14 protein-coding genes are annotated in these 19,198 nt (G+C 58.1%); 9 read left to right on the top strand and 5 right to left on the bottom strand.

Translation table 11 applies throughout. From position 1 onward, the window contains the following. Positions 1-71 precede the first annotated feature (71 nt). On the top strand, positions 72-1,787 hold the full coding sequence (olsF, locus tag OGX81_RS04010; RefSeq protein WP_058668685.1) for a bifunctional ornithine lipid synthase OlsF: 1,716 nt from the start codon (positions 72-74) through the stop codon (positions 1,785-1,787). 108 nt (positions 1,788-1,895) lie between these two features. Here olsF and tauD read toward each other — a convergent pair whose 3' ends face one another. Genes tauD through tauA form a run of 4 tightly spaced genes read right to left on the bottom strand, consistent with a single transcriptional unit; the run spans position 1,896 to position 5,308 of the window. After that, on the bottom strand, positions 1,896-2,747 hold the full coding sequence (gene tauD / locus OGX81_RS04005) for a taurine dioxygenase (RefSeq protein ID WP_104869012.1): 852 nt from the start codon (positions 2,745-2,747) through the stop codon (positions 1,896-1,898). After that, on the bottom strand, positions 2,744-3,571 hold the full coding sequence (gene tauC, locus OGX81_RS04000) for a taurine ABC transporter permease TauC (protein ID WP_104869013.1): 828 nt from the start codon (positions 3,569-3,571) through the stop codon (positions 2,744-2,746). Before tauC ends, tauD begins: the two co-directional genes overlap by 4 nt. Continuing rightward, the gene (gene tauB / locus OGX81_RS03995) at positions 3,568-4,335 is read right to left on the bottom strand and encodes a taurine ABC transporter ATP-binding subunit (protein WP_012133630.1); all 768 of its coding nucleotides are present in this window, start codon (positions 4,333-4,335) and stop codon (positions 3,568-3,570) included. Before tauB ends, tauC begins: the two co-directional genes overlap by 4 nt. Before the next feature lie 10 nt (positions 4,336-4,345). Next, on the bottom strand, positions 4,346-5,308 hold the full coding sequence (tauA, locus tag OGX81_RS03990; RefSeq protein ID WP_012133631.1) for a taurine ABC transporter substrate-binding protein: 963 nt from the start codon (positions 5,306-5,308) through the stop codon (positions 4,346-4,348). Between the two features lie 344 nt (positions 5,309-5,652). Here tauA and OGX81_RS03985 point away from each other — a divergent pair, with 344 nt between their 5' ends. The 6 genes from OGX81_RS03985 (at position 5,653) to fbpC (ending at position 13,446) form a co-directional block, all read left to right on the top strand. Beyond that, positions 5,653-6,282 (top strand): response regulator transcription factor, encoded by a 630-nt coding sequence (locus OGX81_RS03985; RefSeq protein WP_104869014.1) that lies wholly within the window; start codon positions 5,653-5,655, stop codon positions 6,280-6,282. Further along, positions 6,282-7,823, top strand: a complete 1,542-nt coding sequence (locus OGX81_RS03980; RefSeq protein ID WP_104869015.1) for an MASE1 domain-containing sensor histidine kinase — start codon at positions 6,282-6,284, stop codon at positions 7,821-7,823. The genes OGX81_RS03985 and OGX81_RS03980 overlap by 1 nt, the downstream gene beginning before the upstream one ends. A gap of 85 nt (positions 7,824-7,908) precedes the next feature. Continuing rightward, on the top strand, positions 7,909-9,213 hold the full coding sequence (uhpC, locus tag OGX81_RS03975) for an MFS transporter family glucose-6-phosphate receptor UhpC (RefSeq protein WP_104869016.1): 1,305 nt from the start codon (positions 7,909-7,911) through the stop codon (positions 9,211-9,213). Next, positions 9,210-10,241 (top strand): ABC transporter substrate-binding protein, encoded by a 1,032-nt coding sequence (locus OGX81_RS03970; RefSeq protein WP_012133638.1) that lies wholly within the window; start codon positions 9,210-9,212, stop codon positions 10,239-10,241. Before uhpC ends, OGX81_RS03970 begins: the two co-directional genes overlap by 4 nt. A gap of 68 nt (positions 10,242-10,309) precedes the next feature. Beyond that, positions 10,310-12,388, top strand: a complete 2,079-nt coding sequence (locus OGX81_RS03965) for an ABC transporter permease (RefSeq protein ID WP_104869018.1) — start codon at positions 10,310-10,312, stop codon at positions 12,386-12,388. Positions 12,389-12,399: 11 nt separating this feature from the next. Continuing rightward, a complete protein-coding gene (fbpC, locus tag OGX81_RS03960; RefSeq protein ID WP_104869019.1) occupies positions 12,400-13,446 on the top strand; it encodes a ferric ABC transporter ATP-binding protein in 1,047 nt (348 codons plus the stop codon). Between the two features lie 79 nt (positions 13,447-13,525). On the opposite strand, the gene mmuM is transcribed toward fbpC, so the two are convergent. After that, positions 13,526-14,458, bottom strand: coding sequence for a homocysteine S-methyltransferase (gene mmuM, locus OGX81_RS03955; RefSeq protein ID WP_104869020.1), 933 nt, complete (start codon positions 14,456-14,458; stop codon positions 13,526-13,528). 421 nt (positions 14,459-14,879) lie between these two features. Between mmuM and OGX81_RS03950 the strand changes: the two genes are divergently transcribed. Together OGX81_RS03950 and OGX81_RS03945 are read left to right on the top strand one after the other, a co-directional pair. Beyond that, entirely contained in the window at positions 14,880-15,962 is a 1,083-nt protein-coding gene (locus tag OGX81_RS03950; RefSeq protein ID WP_104869162.1) for a LacI family DNA-binding transcriptional regulator, read from the top strand. 121 nt (positions 15,963-16,083) lie between these two features. Then, complete coding sequence (locus OGX81_RS03945) at positions 16,084-19,161, top strand: beta-galactosidase (RefSeq protein WP_104869021.1); 3,078 nt, start codon at positions 16,084-16,086, stop codon at positions 19,159-19,161. Positions 19,162-19,198: the final 37 nt, after the last annotated feature.

The raw sequence follows: 19,198 nt of genomic DNA, 5'->3' as shown, positions 1-19,198 counted from the left end.
CGTCACCTCATCGTCATACAAACGACATTTGTACCTTCTACTGTCAGCACAGGACGGGAGGAGGAGCCGCTATGTTTAGTCTCGATAACGTACTCGACGACCTGTGGCCTCAGGCGAGGCCGACACCCTGGCAAAAAAATCTGCTCAGGCGGTTGCTGTATGAAGAAGAATTTCAGCAATTTGCATCCCGCCATCCCCATCTGAAAGGGGTGGATATGGTGGAACAGGTTCTCGAACACCTTGAAATACGCTGCGATATCCCCGCACACGACCTCGAAAACATCCCCGCACATGGCCCGCTGGTCATCATTGCCAACCACCCGACAGGCACGCTTGATGGGCTGGCCCTGCTGTATGCCATCTCGCGTGTGCGCCGTGACGTGAAAGTAGTGACCAACCGCCTGCTCTCGCATCTGCAACCGCTCAGCTCACTTTTCATTCCCGTGGACAACATCGGCGGGCGCACGCCAAAATCATCGCTACAACAGATAGATGCGCATTTACAGGCTGGCGGAGCGTTAATTTTCTTTCCGGCGGGCGAAGTAGCGCGCTTCACATCGCAGGGAATCAGGGAAGGCCGATGGCATTCCGGGTTTATCCGGGTGGCGGAGAAATACCGCACGCCGCTGCTTCCCGTACATATCAACGCGCGTAACAGCTCGCTGTTTTACGCCAGCAGCCTGGTGTCCCCCACCTTCGCATTGCTGCTCCTGATGCAGCAGATGTTTCGTCGGCGTCGCAGCAGCCTGCCGCTCCGCATCGGCCAACAAATCGCCTGGACACAGTGGTCCGCCACGAAAACCAACGTCCGCGAGCAGGCCGAAAAATGCCGTCAGCACGTCGCGGCATTAGGTAAAGGACGCCCTGGGTTATTCACCACCGAAAGTACGATAGCCCGCGCAGAAGACAGAGCGCACCTCAAACGCGATCTCGCCCAGACGGAATGCCTTGGACACACCGCCGACGGGAAGCACATTTACCTCTGGCAGCGCAACGGCAAAGAGGATGTCCCCATCCTGCGGGAACTGGGGCGGCTGCGTGAAATCGCCTTTCGCGCGGTTGGCGAAGGCAGCGGAAAGCGTCGGGACACCGACCGCTATGATGACGACTATCTGCACCTGATTTTATGGGATGAAGACGATCTGGAAATTGTTGGCGCCTATCGGTTCATTCCCTGCGCGCAGCAGCAGGAAAAACGTGGCATAGAAGGGCTTTACAGCTACAGTTTGTTCCATTACGACGAGCAGATGGCGCAAGTGATGCAGCACGGCATTGAGCTGGGTCGCAGTTTTATCCAGCCGCGTTACTGGGGACGTCGCGGGCTGGACTATCTCTGGTCTGGCATTGGCGCTTATCTGGCGCGCTATCCGCAATACCGATACCTGTTCGGCCCGGTGTCTATTTCCGGCGGTCTGCCTGCGGATGCGCGGGATTTACTGGTGGCCTTTTATCGCCTGTGGTTCCCGCCAACGCACCCGCTGGCAATATCACGCCAGCCCTATCCCGCGTCATTGCCGGACGTACTGGCGCAGTTTGAAGGCAAAAGCTACAACGACGATCTGACGCGGCTGAAATCGCTGCTCGGCAATCTGGGCTGCGGTATTCCCCCGCTCTACAAACAGTACTCCGAACTTTGCGACCCCGGCGGCGTGCAGTTTATTGATTTCGGTAACGATCCGGCGTTCAGCAACTGCGTGGATGGTCTGGTGCTGGTCGATTTAACCTATCTGAAGGCAAACAGGTATCAGCGCTATATTGGCGCGCATTTGGGTTTCCAGGCAGGATAAGGCGTTTACGCCGCCATCCGGCGCGGTGCCACATTGAGCCTGATGGCGCTGCGCTTACCAGGCCTGCATTTCCCTAACCGTTCCTTAACCGAATAGTGAGATTATCTATTACGGCACGCGATAAAACGGCTTATCTCCCAGAATCGTCGCCCGGTGCATAATGCGCCGCTGCGGCAGGTAATCAGCGTTGGCATAATGCTGGGTGACGCGGTTATCCCAGATGGCTACGTCATCAGGCTGCCAGCGCCAGCGCACCTGAAACTCCGGTTTTGTGATGTGCGCAAACAAGAATCCAAGCAGCGCCTCGCTCTCTTTTTCCGTCACATCGACAATCCGCGTGGTAAAGCCTTCATTCACAAACAGCGCCTGTTTGCCGCTCACCGGATGGGTACGCACCACCGGATGCAGCAAAGGTGGATGTTTTGCTACCGCCTCAAGCCAGCGCTGATGCTCCTCATCAGTTTTGCGGTATTTGTATTCCGGGAACGATTTACGGAAATCATGCTCCGCCCGCAAACCGCTCAGCAACTGGCGAAACGGTTCGGAAAGCGCGTCATATGCGGCAATGCCGCTGGTCCATAGCGTATCCCCGCCGGTAGAGGGCAGTTCCTTTGCCGCCAGAATCGCCCCTGCTGGCGGCGTCTCAATAAAGGTCACATCGGTGTGCCAGTTATCATTATCCGGCGGGTTATCGTTATGGGTATCCAGCACGATAATCTCTTCGACGCCTTCGGCGTGGGGATAGACCGGATGAATATGCAGATCGCCAAAACGCTGTGCCAGCGCGCGCTGTTGCTGTGGCGTAATGGCTTGTTCACGCAGAAAAACCACCTGGTGGCGCAGCACCGCGTGATACAGCTGTTCGAATTGATTATCGCTCAGCGGGCGGGTCAGATCCGCGCCGGAAACCAGCGCGCCAATATACGGCCCCAGCGGGGTAATGCTCAGACGTTCACTCATTGTACTTCTCCATGCCAGGGCGTCAGGCGGCGCTGAAGCGCACGCAGACCCAGTTCTAAAATAAACGCGATCACTGCAATCACCGCGATCCCCGCCAGCACCACGTCGGTTGCCAGAAATTCCCCGGCGGACTGCACCATAAACCCTAAACCCCGGGTGGCGGCAATCAGCTCAGCCGCCACCAGCGTTGACCAGCCCACGCCCAGGCCAATGCGTAATCCGGTGAGGATCTCCGGCAGCGCGCCGGGCAGAATCACAAACCACAATACCTGTACTCGTCCGGCGCCTAACGACTGCGCCGCACGAATGCGAACCTGCTGCGCGCTTTTGACGCCCGCCAGCGCCGACATGGCGACCGGGGCGAAAATCGCCAGATAGATCAGCAGGATCTTGGAGGTCTCGCCAATCCCGAACCAGATCACCATCAGCGGTAAATACGCAAGCGGCGGAACAGGTCGGTAGAGTTCAATGATCGGATCGAGAATGCCGCGTATCGTTGGGCTTAGCCCCATCGCAATGCCCACCGGAATGCCGATAATCACGGCAGCCAGCAGCGCCAGCAGAATGCGCGTCAGGCTCGCCGCCAGATGCTGCCACAGCGTGGCGTCCATAAACCCTTGCGGCCCGGCGATGGCGATCAGTTTTTGCAGCACCTGCCCCGGCGGCGGCAGAAACAGCGGGCTGATTAACTGCAACGCCGCTACGCTCCACCACACGGCCAGAATCACCGCTAATGTGCTGATACTCAGGGTAATGCAACGAGAGAACGGCCAGCGCCATTTCAACCCGCGTTGACGCAGCTTATCGTTGATGACCACGCTCATGAGAAGGCCTCCCGTTGTTCAAAGACGCGGCTTAACACATACTCCCGCGTCTCGATAAACTGCGGATCGGATTTAATGCTGCGGCAGGATTCTCCCCCCACAAAGCGGCGGGCGAAATCAAGCGACAGCCGCTCCTGCACGCGACCGGGGCCAGGAGAAAGCAGCACCAGCTCCGTCGCCATAAACACAGCCTCTTCAATATCATGCGTAATGAGCAATACCTGCTTGCCGGTCTCATGCCAGAGTTTCAGCAACAGCGTTTGCATCTGCTCACGGGTGAAAGCGTCCAGCGCGCCGAAAGGCTCATCCAGCAGCAGGAGTTGAGGATTTGCCGCCAGCGCGCGGGCGATGCCGACACGCTGGCGCTGCCCGCCGGAAAGCTGCCAGATAAAGCGTTTTCCCGCCCCTTCCAGCCCGACTTTTTTCAGCATCTGCTGCGCAACGTGCTGACGCCGGGTTTTGTCCGCTCCCGCCAGTTGCAGGCCAAGTCCGACGTTATCCTGCACGTTGCGCCAGGGCAGCAGCCCTTCGTTCTGAAAGACGACGCCGCGCTCCGCACCCGGCCCATCGACCCGTTTGCCCGCCAGTTGGATCGTGCCGTGCTGATAAGGCAGAAAACCGGCGATCAGATTCAGCAACGTGGTTTTCCCACACCCTGACGGGCCCAGCACCACTAACAGCTCACCGCTGTCGAGCGTCAGATTGATATCTTCCAGCGCCGGTTTACCGGCGTAATCGGCAAAGAGATGGGAAACTTGCAGCATCCGCGCCTCCTTATTGCACAAAGCGATCGGTGACGTACTGGCTGTAATCCGTCGCGACGGCGGGCACTTTGCCCTGCTCTTTCAGGAACTGCGCGGTGTCGATAATCGCTTTATTGACCGGCCCGTTCAGCTCAACGGCCTGCTGTTGCGCCGTCAGGTAGGTATTGCCTTTCACCAGCCCCGGCACGTCCGTTTCCGGCACGCCGCTTAAGCGCGACAGTTTGCTGATGTTATCCGGCTGCTGAAGCCACGCCTCAGGATTGGCGATATAGGGTTGCTGCGCGTCGATGGCGCTTTTCGCGAATGCTTTGACTACCTCTGGATGTTTTTCCGCGAAGTCTTTACGCACTACCCACACATCCAGCGTCGGCGAGCCCCATTCGCCAACTTTCCCCGAGTCTGTCAGCACGTTCCCGTCTTTTTCCAGCGCGTTAACGGCGGGTGCCCAGACGTAAGCGCCGTCAATATCGCCACGCTGCCAGGCGGCAATGATCGCCGGTGGTTGCAGATTGATGATTTCGACTTGCCCGGGCTTAATGCCCCAGTGTTTCAGCGCGGCCAGCAGGCTGTAATGAGTGGTGGAGATAAACGGCACCGCAATGCGTTTGCCGATGAGATCCTCCGGCTTAGCGATCGTTTTCTTCACCACCAGCGCTTCGGATTCCCCCAGTTTTGACGCCAGCAGGAAAACCTCAATCGGCACCTGTTGGCTGGCGGCGACCGCCAGTGGGCTGGAGCCAAGGTTGCCGATCTGTACATCACCGGAAGCCAGCGCGCGCACGATGCTCGCGCCGCTGTCGAATTTACGCCAGTCAACGGTCGCCCCGCTCTCTTTGGCGAAGGTGTTATCCGCCTGCGCCACTTTCGCCGGTTCGGCGGATGTCTGATACGCGACGGTGACGTTAACCGCCTGCGCCTGGAATGCAATAAACGCCAGTGCGGCGAGAAGTGTGTTACGCGATGAAATACCCATTATTGTCTGCTCCCCTGTCTTGTTATGGGGGCAGTATTTCGTTGCGGCCGAGTTTGATAAAGGAATTAAAAATTCTTGCTAATAGCAAAGCGTTTTTAGAAAAAAAACGGGAATGGTTAGTGTGGAAATGTATTTAGCATTGAGTTGCAGGCCGGATCAGGCGCTTGCGCCGCCATCCGGCAATCCATGCCTGATGGCGCTGCGCTTATCAGCGCCTACCACGACAACAACACCCTGCAAATTATTGCGATTTTGTTACATTCATTCCATAACCACACCCGGATGATTGCCAGCGCAGCGGGGGCAGGCATCATAGAGGCATTATTCGGCAAGAGAGTAAGCATATGATTCGTGTGGTGCTGGTTGATGACCATGTGGTGGTGCGTTCCGGCTTTGCGCAATTATTAAGTCTTGAAGACGATCTGGACGTGGCAGGCCAGTACAGCAGCGCGGCGGAAGCCTGGCCCGCATTATTGCGCGATGACGTTAACGTCGCGGTGCTGGATATCGCGATGCCGGACGAAAACGGGCTGAGTCTGTTAAAGCGGCTACGCGCGCAAAAACCCACGTTTCGCGCCATCGTCCTCAGCATTTACGACACGCCAGCATTTGTGCAAAGCGCGCTGGATGCAGGCGCCAGCGGCTATCTAACCAAACGCTGCGGGCCGGAAGAGCTGGTTCAGGCGGTGCGTTCCGTCGGTATGGGCGGCCACTATCTGTGTGCCGATGCGTTGCGGGCGCTGCGCGGCGGCGAACAGCCGGCGCAGGTGCTGGAGGTATTAACCCCCCGCGAGCGAGAAGTTTTTGATTTACTGGTCAAAGGCGACAGCGTCAAAGAGATCGCATTTAAGCTCGACCTCAGCCATAAAACCGTTCACGTCCACCGTGCTAACGTATTGGGTAAATTGCAGTGCCACAATACCATCGAGCTGGTGCATTTCGCCCTCGACCACCAGTTGCTGACGGGGCACTGATGTCTCGCGGCGTGCGTTACTGGGTGATCTCACTGTTTATCCTGCTGGCCTGGGGAACAGGTTGGCTGATGCTATGGACGCTGGGCTTTTACCTGACCCATAACGGCCAACAGGCGGCGCTCTTTTTGCCGCACGGCGTTTATCTTGCACTGTTGATTTTACTCTCCCGCCGTTACTGGCCCGCGCTGATACTGCCGCCAGTGCTGATGCCGTTATGGCTCCATAGCGAGCAATTGCTCAGCGGCTACGTCCTGCTGGCGGCGCCGCTGATCTGCCTGATCCCGGCCAGCATCGGACAAAAATTCTGGCACCGTTTTCCCCTGTACTGGCAGCGCCTCACGCTGCTGCTGGCCGCCGTCACGCTGGCCTCGCTGCTGAATACCGCCCTGCTGTCGCCCTTTATAAAAAGCCCGGCAATGCTGACTGGCCTGGCGTCGTTTACCGGCGGCGTGCTGCTCACCCCCTTTGTTTATCTGGTATTTGAATTTTTACGCCAGCAGCACCGTTATCACCTGTTGGGGCTGGATACCAACAACCCGCCGCTGCGCACTTCGCTGATCATCTGGTGCAGCCTGTTCTTTATTATCGGCATCGGCACGCAAATGGTGCTGTCGCCAGAAATTGAACGCCTGCTGCTGATCGTGGTGTTCCTGCCTAACGTGGTGATGGCGTGGAAGTTTGGCTGGCAGGGTGGCGTGCTCTCCGGGCTGCTGGGCAGCATGATGATCACCATCGCTCGCCAGGTCGGCGTCGGGTTTAACAACCTGGTCGAGCTGGAGATTTTCCTCGCCACCCAGGCGCTACTCGGTATAGGTCTTGGGATCGCCATCAGCCGCCAGCAGCATCTGGCGCAAAACCTGCACCACTATCGCCAGCGTCTGGAGGCGGAGCTGGCGGCACGCCGGGCGCTGACCGAAAAGCTGATCCATACCGAAGAGGATACGCGCAAAAACCTGGCGCGCGAGCTGCACGACGAGATCGGGCAGAACATCACCGCCATTCAGATCCAGTCACAGCTCGTGAAACGCGCACGCGATCCGGCGCAGACGCAGGCCGCCGCCAGCCAGATAAACGATCTCGCCCGCCGTATTCACCACTCTACCCGCCAGCTGTTACGCCAGCTACGTCCCCCCGCGCTGGATGAGCTGTCGTTTAAAGAGGCGCTGCATCATCTGGTCAACGAATTCGCGTTCCCCGAACGTGGGATTCGCTGCCAGTTTGAGTATCGCCTTACGCTTACCCCGGAAAATGAAACCGTCAGGTTTACCCTCTACCGCCTGTTGCAGGAACTGCTGAACAACGTCTGTAAACATGCCGAAGCCAGCGAGGTCACGATTCTGTTAAGCCAGCAGAAACAGACCCTCCATCTGGAAGTTCGGGACAACGGCACCGGCATCCAGCCTGAAAAAATGCCGGGATTCGGTATTCAGGGGATGCGAGAACGGGTCAGCGCGCTGGGCGGCGAACTGACGCTCGAATCGCTGCACGGCACGCGGGTAATTGTTAACTTGCCCACAATTTTGCAACAAACCACGCCCTGACCAGGAAAAAGTCTTAGTCACTGCGGACTTTCTCTCATCCCCTTTGGTTTTCACTTTCCTATAGTCAGCACAAACGGAGACGGCCATGCACCCACGCCCAGTAAACGAAACAGACCAACGATACCGGGCGCTACGCCTGCGGTTGCTGATGTGCATGGTCATTGGGTACGCCGCGTTTTACCTGACGCGAAAAAGCGTGAATTACGTACTTCCGGCGCTGCAAACGGATCTGGGACTCGATAAAGGCGATATCGGCCTGTTGGGTTCACTGTTTTACCTGACCTACGGCCTGTCGAAGTTTACCGCCGGGCTGTGGCACGACAGCCACGGGCAGCGCTGGTTTATGGGCGTCGGCCTGTTCGCCACCGGCCTGCTGAATGTGGTGTTCGCCTTTGGCGAGTCGCTGACGCTGCTGCTGGCGGTCTGGACGCTGAACGGTTTCTTTCAGGGCTGGGGATGGCCGCCCTGCGCCCGACTGCTGACCCACTGGTATTCGCGCAACGAGCGCGGCTTCTGGTGGGGCTGCTGGAATATGTCGATCAACATCGGCGGGGCAATTATCCCGCTAATTAGCGCTTTCGCCGCCCACTGGTGGGGCTGGCAGGCGGCGATGCTGGCGCCGGGAATCATCAGCATGGCATTAGGTATCTGGCTCACGTTACAGCTGAAAGGCACGCCGCAGGAAGAGGGATTGCCAACGGTCGGCGCATGGCGTCATGACCCGCTGGAGCTGCGCCAGGAGCAGCAAAGCCCGCCGATGGGGCTGTGGCAGATGCTGCGCGCCACGATGCTGAAAAACCCGATGATCTGGCTGCTGGGCGTCTCATATGTGCTGGTCTATCTGATCCGCATCGCCCTCAACGACTGGGGCAACATCTGGCTCACGGAAAGCCACGGCGTTAATCTGCTCAGCGCCAACGCCACGGTGATGCTGTTTGAAGTTGGCGGTCTGCTCGGCGCATTGTTCGCTGGTTGGGGGTCGGATTTGCTGTTCAGCGGCCAGCGCGCGCCGATGATTTTGCTGTTCACGCTGGGGCTGATGGTGTCCGTCGCCGCATTGTGGTTAGCGCCGGTACACCATTACGCACTGCTGGCGGTCTGTTTCTTTACGGTGGGCTTTTTCGTTTTTGGCCCGCAAATGTTGATTGGCCTTGCCGCCGTCGAGTGCGGGCACAAAGCGGCGGCCGGTTCCATCACCGGGTTTCTCGGCCTGTTCGCCTATCTGGGGGCAGCGCTGGCGGGCTGGCCTCTGTCGCTGGTCATTGAACGCTACGGCTGGTCGGGCATGTTCAGTCTGCTCTCGGTCGCCGCGGTACTTATGGGTTTATTGCTGATGCCGCTACTGATGGCGGGCATCACCACCTCGCTCAGTCAAAGGATAAAACAATGAAATTGACGCTTACCTCTACCCTGATTGCATCCGGCATTGCGCTGGCAACCTTAACCGGCGCCGCGCAGGCCAAAGGCCGCCTGGTGGTTTATTGCAGCGCCACCAACGAAATGTGCGAAGCAGAAACCAAAGCGTTTGGCGACAAATATGACGTCAAAACCTCGTTCATTCGCAACGGCTCCGGCAGTACGCTGGCGAAAGTCGATGCCGAGAAGAAAAACCCGCAGGCGGACGTCTGGTACGGCGGGACGCTGGACCCTCAGTCTCAGGCGGGTGAAATGGGGCTGCTGCAACCCTACAAGTCTCCCAATCTTGAGCAGGTCATGGAGAAATTCCGCGATCCGGCAAAAGTAAAAGGCAACCTCTCTTCAGCGGTGTATGTCGGTATTCTCGGTTTTGGCGTCAACACCCAGCGCCTGAAAGAGAAAAATCTGCCGGTGCCAAAATGCTGGAAGGATCTGACCAAACCGGAATACAAAGGCGAGATTCAGATTGCCGACCCGCAAAGTTCAGGCACCGCGTATACCGCACTGGCGACCTTCGCCCAGCTGTGGGGCGAAGATCAGGCCTTTGATTACCTGAAACAGCTCAACGCCAACGTGTCTCAGTACACCAAATCCGGTATTGCCCCGGCACGTAACGCCGCCCGTGGCGAAACCGCTATCGGCATCGGCTTCCTGCACGACTATTCGCTGGAAAAAGAACAGGGCGCGCCGCTGGAGCTGATCTCTCCGTGCGAAGGCACCGGCTATGAAATTGGCGGCGTCAGCATCCTGAAAGGCGCGCGCAACCTCGACAACGCCAAACTGTTCGTGGACTGGGTGCTGTCAAAAGAAGCACAAGAACTGGCGTGGAAGAAAGGCAAGTCTTATCAGATCCTGACCAACACCACAGCGGAAACATCACCGAACTCGCTGAAGCTCGACGACCTGAAGCTCATCAATTACGACATGGATAAATACGGTTCTACCGACGTCCGTAAGCAGCTTATCAATAAGTGGGTTAGCGAAGTGAAGATGGGTAAATAAGCCCACATTGCGTTCATTTGCCGGGTGGCGGCGTAACGCCGTACCCGGCCCACAATACCGGAACCGCTATGTCACACACACTTGCACACCATCCCGTGAAAAAACGGGATGCGATATTCTTTTGGGTTCTGCTGGGCTGGCTGGCGTTTGCCCTGCTGCCGAGCTGGAGTCTGGATTACGGCCTGCTGGAGTCCACGGGCGATGAAATCCTTGAATCCTACGGCTGGTCACAGCGCAATATCAGTTGGCTGTGGTATCTGCTGCCAAGCCTGCTGCTGATTCGCCCGTTCCATGAAGCCAGGCGCGAACAGCGCAGCCGCCATTACCTTGATGCGGGCTGGGCGCTGTTGTGTATGGCCTTTATCGTCGTCAGCGCCACCGTTGAAGGCCGTGGTTTAGGCTACGCCACTATCGTGCTGTTCGTCGCGCTGGGCGCGATCATGACGCTGGCGTTGACCCGTCTGGAATGGCTGGGCGGCGACCGCTTCGTGATCGGCTCACTTACCGCCATTGTGGCGCTGATCGGTATCTTTATCGTCTGGCCGAGTATCGCGATTTTCATCCCGATGTTCACCAACGACGCCGGGGAGTTCGCGCCGCTGGCGTTTATGACGGTGCTGTCGCAGGCGCATATCATCCAGGTGATCCTCAACTCCATCGCCCTGTCGATTGCGGTGGGCGTGGGCTGTACCTTCTTCGGCCTGGTACTGGCGATTTACACCACCCGCATTGCCAAACGCAGCGCCATTATTGGCCGCATCTTCTCGATTTTGCCAATCGTCACGCCGCCGTTCGTAGTGGGTTTAGGCGTTACGCTGATGATGGGACGCTCCGGCTACGTCACCGAATTTATGGTCGAGTGGTTCGGGCTAACCAACACCAACTGGCTGTACGGGTTTATCGGCATCTGGCTGGCGCAGGTGCTGGCCTTTACGCCTATGGCGTTTATGATCCTCGACGGGGCGATCAAAACTATCCATCCATCGCTGGAAGAAGCGTCATATACCCTGCGCGCCAGCCGCTGGCAGACCTTTAACGGCGTGTTTGTCCCGCTGCTGAAACCGGCGCTGGCGAACGCCTTCCTGATTGTGGTGGTGCAGTCGCTGGCCGACTTCAGTAACCCGTTGGTGCTCGGCGGTAACTTCGACGTGCTGGCGACGCAGATCTATTTCTATATCACCGGTTCGCAGCTTGATTATCAGGCCGCCAGTACGCTGGGCGCGTTCCTGCTGCTGTTCTCGCTGCTGGTGTTCTGTGTGCAGTATATGTGGATCGGTAAGCGCTCTTACGTCACGGTCTCCGGGAAATCGTACCGTGGCGACGTCCAGCCGCTGCCTGTCACCCTGGTGTGGAGCGTCATCGCCATTCTGGCCGTGTGGATAGCCTTCAACGCCCTGCTCTACGGCAGCATTTTCTACGGTAGCTTCACCGTCAACTGGGGCGTGGATTACACCCTGACGCTGGCGAACTTTATCAAGCTGTTCGGCCAGGGAATGAGCGACGGCGCGTGGCCTTCCCTGCTTGATACGTTGCTCTACGCCGGAATTGCCGCGCCGATCACCGCCATCTTCGGTCTGCTGATCGCCTGGATTGTGGTACGCCAGCAGTTCAAAGGCAAAAAGACTATCGAGTTCACCACCATGCTGTGCTTCGCCGTACCGGGCACCGTGGCGGGCGTGTCGTACATCCTCGCCTTTAACAGCGCCCCGGTGTACCTCACCGGAACGGCGGCGATTGTGATTATTTCGATGGTGATGCGTAACGTGCCGGTTGGGATTCGCGCCGGGATCGCCGGATTAGGCCAGATCGATAAATCGCTGGATGAAGCGTCGCTCAGCCTGCGCGCCGGGAGCTTACGCACCATCACGCACATCCTGCTGCCGCTGCTGCGCCCGGCGATCCTCTCAGCGCTGATCTACAGCTTTGTGCGCGCCATTACCACCGTCAGCGCCATTGTATTCCTCGTCACGCCAGACACCCGCGTGGCGACGGCCTACATCCTCAACCGCGTGGAAGACGGCGAATACGGCGTGGCGATCGCCTACGGCTCGATTCTGATCGTGGTGATGCTGGCGATTATTTTCATCTTTGACTGGCTGATCGGGGAAGCGCGTATCTCCCGTTCAAAGGCCAAAAACCAGGCGTAATGGAGCGCACTATGAGTCAGAAAAATTTTGTTGAACTGCGCAACGTCACCAAACGATTCGGCAGCAACACGGTTATCGATAATATCAATCTCACCATCCCGCAGGGGCAAATGGTGACGCTGCTCGGCCCTTCCGGCTGTGGCAAAACGACCATTTTGCGTCTGGTGGCCGGGCTGGAAAAACCGAGCGAAGGACAGATTTTCATTGATGGCGAAGACGTCACCCATCGCTCTATTCAGCAGCGTGATATCTGTATGGTCTTTCAGTCTTATGCCCTGTTCCCGCACATGTCGCTGGGGGAAAACGTCGGCTACGGTCTGAAGATGCTTGGCGTGTCGCGCAGCGAAGTGAAAGCCCGTGTGAAAGAGGCGCTGGCGATGGTGGATCTGGAAGGATTCGAAGACCGCTATGTTGATCAGATCTCCGGCGGTCAGCAGCAGCGCGTGGCGCTGGCGCGCGCGCTGATCCTCAAGCCGAAGGTGCTGCTGTTTGATGAGCCGTTAAGTAACCTCGACGCCAACCTGCGCCGCAGCATGCGCGACAAGATCCGCGAACTGCAAAAGCAGTTTGATATCACCTCGCTGTACGTTACCCACGATCAGAGCGAAGCCTTTGCGGTTTCCGATACCGTACTGGTGATGAACAAGGGGCATATTATGCAGATCGGTTCGCCGCAGGATCTCTACCGTCAACCTGCGTCACGCTTTATGGCGAGCTTTATGGGCGATGCCAACCTGTTCCCGGCGACGTTCAGTCAGCAGTATGTGGATATCTACGGCTATCGACTGCCGCGCCCGGAACACTTTGCCGCCCAGGGTTCCGGCACCGTTGGCGTGCGCCCGGAAGCGATTACCTTGAGCGATCGCGGCGAAGAGAGCCAGCGCTGTGTGATTCAGCACGTCGCCTATATGGGGCCGCAGTATGAGGTGACGGTGGCGTGGCACGGACAGGAGATTTTATTGCAGGTTAACGCCACCCGATTGCAGCCGGACGTGGGGGAAAATTATTACCTCGAAATCCACCCGTACGGGATGTTTGTTTTAGCAGACGCAGTGTAATTGATGCCGGGTGGCGCTACGCTTACCCGGCCTACGGTTCGTGCACGTTGTAGGCCGGGTAAGGCATCAGCCCACACACTCAACGTTGCGCGTTCAATTCAGCAATATCCTTCGGCGTCGTCCGGCAACAGCCGCCAATCAGCTTCGCACCCGCCGCCAGCCACTGCGGTAAATACTCCGCCAGCGTGGCGCACGCTTCGCCGTGATGATGCCAGGTTTTGCTTACCGCATCGTACCGCTCGCCCGAATTGGGATAAACCACCAGCGGCAGCGCGGTCAGCCCGTGCAAATGCTGCAATGCGGCGGTGACGTTTTCCAGCGCGATACAGTTTACGCCAGTCGCCACAACCTGCGGGCAGGCGTTGAGGAACGCCGCCACGTCACGCAGCGGCGTACCGTCGCTCAGATGCTCACTGTCGCGCAGCGTAAACGAAAACCATGCCCGCGCCCGTGGATATTCGGTTAACAACTCAGCCAGCGCTTTAATCTCAATAAAATTCGGCAGCGTTTCGCAGGCCAGCAGGTCAACGCCCGCATCCAGCAGCGCTTCCACACGCGGGCGATGAAAAGCCTGGAACGCTTCGGGAGTACATACGTAATCCCCGCGATATTCCGCACCGTCGGCCAGATACGCGCCATATGGCCCGACGGAACCCGCCACCAGCAGCGTGCCCGCCTGCGGGTTCTCAGCCAGATACGCTTCCCGCGCTTTGCGCGCCAGTTCCACGCTCTTGCCGATCAGCGCTTTCGACTGCGCTTCATCAAACCCACGCGCGGCAAGTCCTGCGAGCGTTGCCTGGTAGCTGGCGGTAATCGCGCATTGCGCCCCCGCCCGGTAGTAATCAAGGTGGACTTCGCGGATCAGCGCCGGGTTTTCTACCAGCACCTTCGCTGACCACAGGCTATCGGCTAAATCACAGCCGCGCGCTTCCAGTTCCGTCGCCATCGCCCCGTCCAGCAACAGGAAATCCTGTTTATCGAGGATGGCGCTCAACGGATTATGTTGCGACATAGTCTGGCTCCTGTTTCTGCTTATGAAATCGGCAATGAAACAAGCACCATAACACAGCGCGCCGGGCGGTAATCGGGAGCGCTACGCAATTATTAAAGACCCGTCAGCCTTGTACCAGCCGCAAACGCGCGCGCCGGGCGCTCAGCACCGGGTGAGGAGTAACAATGAGATAAAGAAAGGGTCGCCAGCTCATAATGCCTCCGCTGCCAGAATCTCTTACAACTCTGGCAACAAGGCGGCGCACCGGCGCTCAGACAGAAGTGGGAACATACCGTTCCCACTCATACGACGGAATGAGGACAACGTCAGGAGCCAGGGGCGATATCAGCCGACAAACTGACGTCAGACCGGCAGAATGGCGAAAAACCTTCAGGGTGTGGCATCATAACGCGCAGATAACAACAAATTCAGGGTGATGAATGTGAAACCGGTAACGCTCTATGATGTTGCAGACCGTGCAGGCGTCTCTTATCAGACCGTCTCTCGCGTGGTGAATCAGGCCAGCCACGTTTCCGCCAAAACCCGTGAAAAAGTCGAAGCCGCGATGGCGGAGCTGAATTACATTCCCAATCGCGTCGCGCAGCAGCTGGCGGGTAAACAAACCCCGCTCATCGGCGTCGCCACCGCTAACCTCGCGCTGCACGCGCCGTCGCAAATTGTCGCGGCGATTAAATCCCGCGCCGACAGGTCAGGCGCCAGCGTGGTGATCGCGATGGTAGAGCGCAACGGAGTAGACGCCTGCAAAGCGGCGGTACATAACCTGCTGGCGCAGCGGGTAAGCGGGTTGATCATCAACTACCCGCTTGATGAGAACGATGCCATTGCCGTTGCCGCCGTCTGCGGCAACGTGCCGGTACTGTTTCTCGACGTGTCCGATCGGTTCCCCGTTAACAGCATTATCTTTTCCCATGACGACGGCGCGCGTCTGGGCGTTGAGCATCTGGTAGAACACGGGCACCAGCGCATCGCGCTGTTGACAGGGCCGCGCTCGTCCGTCTCTGCGCGGCTAAGACTGGCGGGCTGGCATAAATATCTGACCCACTATCAGCTGCGACCGGTGGCAGAAACGGAAGGCGACTGGAGCGCGATGTCCGGTTTCCAGCAAACCATGCAGATGCTCAATGACGGAACGATGCCCACCGCAATACTGGTGGCTAACGATCAGATGGCGCTGGGCGCTATGCGGGCGATCGCCGAGTTTGGCCTGCGCATCCCGCAGGATATCTCGGTGATAGGCTACGATGACACCGAAGACAGCGCCTGCTACATCCCACCGCTGACCACCATCAGACAGAATTTCCCCCTGCTTGGCGCAACCAGCGTCGACAAACTGCTGCAACTCTCCCGTGGCGAACCCGCCACCGATAACCAGCGACTCCCCGTTTCATTGGTTCAGCGTAAAACCGTGCAGCCCCCCAATGCTCAGGTCACTTCTCCGCAGGCGTTGGCCGACTCCCTGATCCAACTGGCTCGGCAGGTTTCGCTGTTAGCGCCGAAAATGTGAACGCATAACAATTGTGTGAGTCAGTTCACTCATTGAACCTCCTGTCCTTTACAGCAGGAATCCCTTCTTCGTATTTTGACTGAAATTGTGAGCGAATAACAAACCCAATCAGGATACCGCTATGCCCCAGAATACAGATTCACTCGCCGTCGTTCTGAAACGTCGCGACTGGGAAAACCCTGGCGTAACGCAACTTAATCGCCTGGAGGCGCACCCTCCTTTTTGCAGCTGGCGTAATGCCGATGACGCCCGCGCGAACCGTGACTCCGCACAAAAGCGCAGCCTGAACGGTGAATGGACGTTTGCCTGGTTTTCGGCGCCTGAAGCAGTACCAGAGAGCTGGCGGACAAGCGATCTGCAACAGGTGAATAGCATGTGCGTGCCGTCTAACTGGCAAATGGACGGTTACGACACCCCCATTTATACCAACGTCACCTATCCCATTCCGGTTAACCCGCCGTTCGTTCCGGCAGATAACCCAACCGGATGTTACTCGCTCACATTCAGTATTGACGCAGACTGGCTACAGGCAGGCCAGACGCGGATCATTTTTGATGGCGTGAACTCCGCCTTCCATTTGTGGTGCAACGGTCGCTGGGTCGGATACGGTCAGGACAGCCGTCTGCCGTCTGAATTCGATCTCACGCATTTTTTGCTTAAGGGTGAAAACCGCCTCGCGGTAATGGTGCTGCGCTGGAGTGACGGCAGCTATCTGGAAGATCAGGATATGTGGCGGATGAGCGGCATCTTTCGCGACGTCTCGCTGCTGCATAAACCGGCAACGCAAATCCGTGACCTGCGCATCAACACCCGCTTTAACGATGATTTCAGCCGCGCAGTGCTGGAAGCGGAGGTCAGAGCAACGGGGGAACGACGCGATGATTTACGCGTGACGGTGCAGCTGTGGGATAGCGAAACATTCGTCGGAGAAAAAACCGCCCCGCTCGGCAGCGAGATCATTGATGAGCGCGGCGCTTACCCTGATCGCACAACCCTTCGTCTGAATGTCGAACATCCGGCGCTGTGGAGCGCGGAGACCCCGCATCTGTATCGTGCCGTTGTACAGCTACACGCCGCCGATGGCACGCTGATTGAAGCCGAAGCCTGCGACGTCGGCTTCCGTCAGGTCAGCATTGAAAACGGTCTGCTGCTATTAAACGGTAAACCGCTGCTGATCCGCGGCGCCAACCGCCATGAACATCACCCGGAAAACGGCCAGGTGATGGACAAAGAGACCATGATTAAAGACATTCTGCTGATGAAGCAGAACAATTTTAACGCCGTGCGCTGCTCCCATTATCCGAATCACCCGCTGTGGTACACCCTGTGCGATCGCTACGGCCTGTACGTGGTGGATGAGGCCAATATCGAAACCCACGGCATGGTGCCGATGAATCGCCTGAGCGACGATCCGGTCTGGCTGCCCGCCATGAGCCAGCGCGTGACGCGGATGGTACAGCGCGATCGCAACCATCCGAGCATTATTATCTGGTCACTGGGCAACGAGTCCGGGCACGGCGCCAACCACGACGCGCTGTACCGCTGGATTAAGTCGGAAGATCCCTCCCGCCCCGTGCAGTATGAAGGCGGCGGCGCGAATACGGCGGCAACCGACATCATTTGCCCGATGTACGCCCGCGTCGATCAGGATCAGCCCTTCCCCGCCGTACCGAAATGGTCGATCAAAAAATGGCTGTCGATGCCGGGCGAGCAGCGCCCGCTGATCCTTTGTGAATACGCCCACGCGATGGGCAACAGCCTCGGCGGTTACGCGAAATACTGGCAGGCGTTTCGCCAGTATCCGCGCCTGCAAGGCGGTTTTGTCTGGGACTGGGTGGATCAGTCGCTTATCAAATACGACGACGACGGTCGGCCGTGGTCAGCCTACGGCGGCGACTTTGGCGACGCGCCTAACGACCGCCAGTTCTGTATGAACGGCCTGGTGTTCGCCGACCGAACGCCGCATCCGTCACTGTATGAAGCCAAACACGCGCAGCAGTTTTTCCAGTTTACGCTGCTGCCGGGAGCCGAATGCCAGATTGAAGTGACCAGCGAATACCTGTTCCGCCATAGCGATAACGAAATGCTCCACTGGTCACTGGCGCTGGATGGCAACCCGCTGACCGCAGGCGTTGTGACGCTGGATATCCCACCGCAGGGACGCCAGATCATCACGCTGCCAGCGCTCCTGGAAGCGGAAACCGCAGGCCAGCTGTGGCTGACGGTACGCGTTGAACAACCGCAGGCAACCGCGTGGTCGCAAGCCGGACATATCAGCGCCTGGCAACAGTGGAAGCTCGGCGAAAAACTCGCTACGCAGTGGCCGCAGCACGCTGGCAACGCGCCACAGCTCACCAGCAGCGGGACGGCATTCCGTATTGTCGCAGGCGAGAAACGCTGGGAGTTCAGCCGCCAGCAGGGCGTATTAACGCAGTTCTGGATTGGCGAAGAGGCACAGTTGCTGACTCCGCTTGTCGATCAGTTCACCCGCGCGCCGCTGGACAACGACATCGGTGTGAGCGAGGCAACCCGCATCGACCCTAACGCCTGGGTTGAACGCTGGAAGGCCGCCGGCCATTACCAGGCTAAAGCGGTATTACTGCAATGCGATGCCGACACGCTTGCCAGCGCGGTACTGATTACCACCGCCCACGCCTGGCAGTATCAGGGCGAAACGCTGTTCATCAGCCGGAAAACCTACCGTATCGACGGCAACGGTGAAATGCAGATAACGGTAGATGTTGATGTCGCCAGCGGGACACCGCATCCGGCGCGCATCGGCCTGAGCTGCCAGCTTGCGCAGGTGGCGGAGCGGGTTAACTGGCTGGGGTTAGGCCCGCACGAGAACTACCCGGATCGTCTCTCTGCCGCCTGTTTTGATCGCTGGGATCTGCCGCTGGAAGAGATGTACACCCCGTATGTTTTCCCGAGCGAAAACGGCCTGCGCTGCGGAACGCGTGAATTGCGTTATGGCGCGCATCAGTGGCGCGGCGATTTTCAGTTCAACATCGGTCGCTATAGCCAGAAACAGCTGATGGAAACCAGCCACCGCCATCTGCTCCAGCCGGAAGCGGGCACCTGGCTCAATATTGACGGTTTCCATATGGGCGTGGGCGGCGATGACTCCTGGAGCCCTTCTGTCTCTGCGGAATATCAGCTCAGCGCCGGGCGCTACCACTACCAGATTAGCTGGCGGTAAAAGGGAAATTGCCGGATGGCGGTGCAAGCACCGTATC

It is taken from the genome of Citrobacter sp. CK206, assembly GCF_030333125.1.
In the GTDB taxonomy this organism is placed as follows: Bacteria; Pseudomonadota; Gammaproteobacteria; order Enterobacterales; family Enterobacteriaceae; genus Citrobacter_B; species Citrobacter_B koseri.
The sequence above is the reverse complement of the archived record's forward strand: the minus strand, read 5'-3'. Positions and strand labels throughout refer to the sequence as shown.

Bases quoted from the DNA above. Each gene is read 5' to 3' on its own strand.
- tauC (WP_104869013.1), bottom strand. From the start codon at position 3,571: ATGAGCGTGGTCATCAACGATAAGCTGCGTCAACGCGGGTTGAAATGG.
- OGX81_RS03945 (WP_104869021.1), top strand. From the start codon at position 16,084: ATGCCCCAGAATACAGATTCACTCGCCGTCGTTCTGAAACGTCGCGAC.
- tauD (WP_104869012.1), bottom strand. From the start codon at position 2,747: ATGAGTGAACGTCTGAGCATTACCCCGCTGGGGCCGTATATTGGCGCG.
- OGX81_RS03985 (WP_104869014.1), top strand. From the start codon at position 5,653: ATGATTCGTGTGGTGCTGGTTGATGACCATGTGGTGGTGCGTTCCGGC.
- tauA (WP_012133631.1), bottom strand. From the start codon at position 5,308: ATGGGTATTTCATCGCGTAACACACTTCTCGCCGCACTGGCGTTTATT.
- uhpC (WP_104869016.1), top strand. From the start codon at position 7,909: ATGCACCCACGCCCAGTAAACGAAACAGACCAACGATACCGGGCGCTA.
- tauB (WP_012133630.1), bottom strand. From the start codon at position 4,335: ATGCTGCAAGTTTCCCATCTCTTTGCCGATTACGCCGGTAAACCGGCG.
- OGX81_RS03970 (WP_012133638.1), top strand. From the start codon at position 9,210: ATGAAATTGACGCTTACCTCTACCCTGATTGCATCCGGCATTGCGCTG.
- fbpC (WP_104869019.1), top strand. From the start codon at position 12,400: ATGAGTCAGAAAAATTTTGTTGAACTGCGCAACGTCACCAAACGATTC.
- OGX81_RS03965 (WP_104869018.1), top strand. From the start codon at position 10,310: ATGTCACACACACTTGCACACCATCCCGTGAAAAAACGGGATGCGATA.
- mmuM (WP_104869020.1), bottom strand. From the start codon at position 14,458: ATGTCGCAACATAATCCGTTGAGCGCCATCCTCGATAAACAGGATTTC.
- OGX81_RS03980 (WP_104869015.1), top strand. From the start codon at position 6,282: ATGTCTCGCGGCGTGCGTTACTGGGTGATCTCACTGTTTATCCTGCTG.
- olsF (WP_058668685.1), top strand. From the start codon at position 72: ATGTTTAGTCTCGATAACGTACTCGACGACCTGTGGCCTCAGGCGAGG.